3 protein-coding genes are annotated in these 3863 nt (G+C 69.9%); all 3 read right to left on the reverse strand.

What is annotated here, in order from left to right:
• Nucleotides 1–65: 65 nt before the first annotated feature.
• The 3 genes from I8J29_RS33175 to thiC all read right to left on the reverse strand — a co-directional run bounded on the left by I8J29_RS33175 (nt 66) and on the right by thiC (nt 3649).
• Nucleotides 66–926, reverse strand: a complete 861-nt coding sequence (locus I8J29_RS33175) for a thiazole synthase (protein WP_276316370.1) — start codon at nt 924–926, stop codon at nt 66–68.
• Between the two features lie 5 nt (nt 927–931).
• Nucleotides 932–1795: a thiamine phosphate synthase gene (gene thiE, locus I8J29_RS33180; protein WP_208851528.1), complete on the reverse strand. Its 864-nt coding sequence runs from the start codon at nt 1793–1795 to the stop codon at nt 932–934.
• Between the two features lie 93 nt (nt 1796–1888).
• The gene (gene thiC / locus I8J29_RS33185; protein ID WP_208851529.1) at nt 1889–3649 is read right to left on the reverse strand and encodes a phosphomethylpyrimidine synthase ThiC; all 1761 of its coding nucleotides are present in this window, start codon (nt 3647–3649) and stop codon (nt 1889–1891) included.
• Nucleotides 3650–3863 lie beyond the last annotated feature (214 nt).

Genomic DNA, 3863 nt, shown 5'->3' on the forward strand with positions numbered 1-3863 from the left:
CAGGGCGGCTTCGAACGCGCAGCCGAGGCCGACGATGCCGCCGTCGAGCACGACGACGCGCCGGCTCATCCGCGGCCGTCCGGCTCGTCCGGCCGCGCGCCCGCGGCGGCGCTCGCCGCCAGCGGCGACACGCCTTCCGCCTCGCTGCTGGCCGAGGCGTAGCGGCGCTTCGGAATCCGGCCGGACAGGTACGCCAGCCGACCCGCCTCCACGGCCAGGCGCATCGCCCGCGCCATGCCGACCGGATCCTGCGCCTTGGCGACCGGCGTATTCGCCAGGATGCCGGCGGCGCCGAGCTCCATTGCCTGCACGACGTCGGCCGCGGCGCCGATGCCGGCGTCCACGATGACCGGCACCCCGGCCTCTTCCACGATCAGGCCGAGGTTGTACGGGTTCAGCAGGCCGAGCCCCGTGCCGATCGGCGCGCCGCCGGGCATGACGGCCGCCGCGCCGGCTTCCTCGAGACGCTTGCACAGGATCGGATCGTCCGACGTATACGGCAGCACGACGAAGCCCTCGCGCGCGAGACGCTCCGTCGCCCGCAGCGTCTCGATCGGATCCGGCAGCAGCGTGCGCGGATTGGCGCTGATCTCGACCTTGATCCAGTCGCTGAGCCCCGCCGCCCGCGCCAGCTTGGCGATCCGCACCGCCTCGTCGGCATTACCCGCGCCCGACGTGTTCGGCAGGTAGATATAACCGCTTCCGTCCATATGCTGCAGAATCGCATCGTCCTCCGCGTAATCGAGATTGACGCGGCGCACCGCGAACGTGACGACCTCCGCCGCCGACGCCTCCAGCGCCAGCCGGAACACCGCCGGGCTCGGGAACCGGCCCGTGCCGAGGAAGAACCGCGACCGCAGCCGCTTGCCGCCGATTTCGAGCCAATCCTCTTCCGCGCGATAACCCATCGCTTCCATCTCCGCCATTCGCTTCACCCTCCTCCCACGAAATGCACCAGCTCCAGCGCCGCCCCGTCCGCCAGCGCAGCCGTCTCCCACGCTTCGCGGGCGACGATGACGCCGTTCAGCTCGACGACGAGGCTCTTGCCCGCCAGGCCGAGCGCCTCCACCAGCTCCGCGACCGTCCGCGCGGCCGTCTCCTCGCGGCGCCCGTTCACGACGACCGCGATGGCCGCCGGCGCGCTAACCCCCGCGCCCCGCTCCGCCGCGTCGATCCGCGCCCGGAACGCCCGGCAGACGTCCGCGGGACGCGCGTCGCCGACGATCGCGGACACCGCGCAGAGCCGCGTCGCGCCGGCCGCCAGCACCTCGTCCGCGTTCGCGAGCGTGATGCCGCCGATGGCGACCCATGGAATCGACACGTTCGCCGCCGCTTCGCGCACGTACGCCGTCGTGACCGCCGCCCGGCCGGGCTTCGTGCCCGTCGGGAAGACCGGGCCGACGCCGATGTAGTCGGCGCCCCCGCGCTCCGCCGCCAGCGCCTGCTCCAGGCTGTGCGTCGAGATGCCGATGATGGCGTCCGGCCCCAGAATCCGCCTCGCTTCCGCGAGCGGCATATCGTCCTGCCCGAAATGCGCCCCGTCCGCGCCGACCTCGAGCGCGACGTCGATATGGTCGTTGACGATGAACGGCACCCCGTACCGGGCCGTCAGCTCGCGCAGCGCCCGGGCATCCCGCAGCAGCTCCTCCTTCGAGGCGTCCTTCGCCCGCAGCTGCACGATGTCCGCGCCGCCGAGGATCGCCTGCTCCATGACCTCCAGCAGCCCCCGGCCGGGATGATAGTTCGCCGCCGTAATCGCGTACAGCTTGAAATCACGCCAGTCTCGTTTCTCCATGCTTCTTCTCCTCTCGCTTGTACGGCCTCCGAAGCCGGAGGCGCCTCCCCGCCGGACGCCGCAAGGCGTATCCGCGGAATGCGCCGGCCGCGCCTACGAATAAATCGCCCCGCCGCCCGAACGGAACGCCCTCGCCTGCTCCTTCATGCCGGCCTCGATCGCCTCGCGCGTCTCCAGCCCGTTCGCCTCCGCGTAATCCCGGATGTCCTGCGTGATCCGCATGCTGCAGAACTTCGGCCCGCACATGGAGCAGAAATGCGCCGACTTCGCCGCCTCCGCCGGCAGCGTCTCGTCGTGGTACGCCATCGCCCGCTCCGGATCGAGCGACAGGTGGAACTGGTCCTTCCAGCGGAATTCGAACCGCGCTTTCGACAAGGCGTCGTCGCGCAGACGCGCCCGGGGATGGCCCTTGGCGAGATCGGCGGCGTGGGCCGCGATCTTGTACGCGATGACGCCGTCCTTTACGTCCTCCCGGTTCGGCAGGCCGAGGTGCTCCTTCGGCGTCACGTAGCAGAGCATCGCCGTCCCGAACCAGCCGATCATCGCGGCCCCGATCGCCGACGTGATGTGGTCGTAGCCCGGCGCGATGTCCGTCGTCAGCGGCCCGAGCGTATAGAACGGCGCCTCTTGGCAGACCTCGAGCTGGCGGTCCATGTTCTCCTTGATCAGGTGCATCGGCACGTGGCCCGGCCCTTCGATCATGACCTGCACGTCGTGCTTCCACGCGATCCGCGTCAGCTCGCCGAGCGTCTCCAGCTCCGCGAACTGCGCCTCGTCGTTGGCGTCGGCGATGGAGCCCGGGCGCAGGCCGTCCCCGAGCGAGAAGGCCACGTCGTAACGCTTCATGATCTCGCAGATGTCCTCGAAATGCGTGTACAGGAAATTCTCCCGATGATGCGCCAGGCACCACGCCGCCAGGATCGAGCCGCCGCGCGACACGATGCCCGTGACGCGCTTCGCCGTGAGCGGGATATAACGGAGCAGCACGCCCGCGTGAATCGTAAAATAGTCCACGCCCTGCTCCGCCTGCTCGATCAGCGTGTCGCGGAATACCTCCCACGTCAGGTCCTCCGCCTTGCCGTCCACCTTCTCGAGCGCCTGGTAGATCGGCACCGTGCCGACCGGCACGGGCGAATTGCGGACGATCCATTCGCGCGTCGTATGGATGTTCTTGCCGGTGGACAGGTCCATGATCGTGTCGGCGCCCCAGCGCGTCGCCCACGTCATCTTCTCGACCTCTTCCTCGATCGACGACGCGACGGCGGAATTGCCGATGTTGGCGTTGATCTTCACGTGAAAAGCGCGCCCGATGATCATCGGCTCGCTCTCGGGATGGTTGACGTTCGCGGGAATGATCGCCCGCCCGGCGGCCACCTCGTCCCGCACGAACTCCGGCGCCATGCCCTCGCGGATCGCGATGAAAGCCATCTCCGGCGTCACGATGCCGCGCCGCGCGTAATGCAGCTGCGTCACGTTCCCGCCCTCGCGCGCCCGCAGCGGCCGCCGCGTCAAGCCCGGGAACGTCTCCGCCCCGCGAGATGCGGCCGACTCGCTATGAAACCCGTTGTCGAGCGGCGCGATCGTCCGTCCCTCGTACGCCTCCGTATCGCCGCGCTCCGCGATCCAGCCGCCGCGCAGCGCCGGCAGTCCCCGTCTTACGTCCGTCTCGTACGCTTCGTCGGTGTAAGGGCCGCTCGTGTCGTACACGGCGATCGGCGCGTTCGGCCGCGCGCCGCCGTTCCTTCCTTCCGTCGGCGTCAGGCCGATCTCGCGCATCGGCACGCGGATGTCGGGCCGGCTCCCTTCCGCGTATACTTTGCGGCTTCCCGGCAGCGGATTCGTCATGATCGTCATTTCGCACATCCTCCTCATAATCGTCCATCTCGGCGGAAACGCACCAGGAGGCCGGCGAAGGGAAACGAGGCGCGCGACAAAACGAACGGGACCGCGCGGCGGGGATCGCCGCCGAGCGAAACGCTTCGCCGCAACTTGCCGGAGCGCGGGACGCAGGCGCCCGCGGCCGCTCGTCGGCGGCGCGGACGCGCGTCCCGGCGCGCGGCCGGCGAAC

Origin of the sequence: Paenibacillus artemisiicola (assembly GCF_017652985.1) — a bacterium.
Classification (GTDB): Bacteria; Bacillota; Bacilli; order Paenibacillales; family Paenibacillaceae; genus Paenibacillus_Z; species Paenibacillus_Z artemisiicola.

What these genes read in the sequence shown, in the direction of transcription:
- thiC (WP_208851529.1), bottom strand. Translation starts at nt 3,649, where the DNA reads ATGACGATCATGACGAATCCGCTGCCGGGAAGCCGCAAAGTATACGCG.
- thiE (WP_208851528.1), bottom strand. Translation starts at nt 1,795, where the DNA reads ATGGAGAAACGAGACTGGCGTGATTTCAAGCTGTACGCGATTACGGCG.
- I8J29_RS33175 (WP_276316370.1), bottom strand. Translation starts at nt 926, where the DNA reads ATGGCGGAGATGGAAGCGATGGGTTATCGCGCGGAAGAGGATTGGCTC.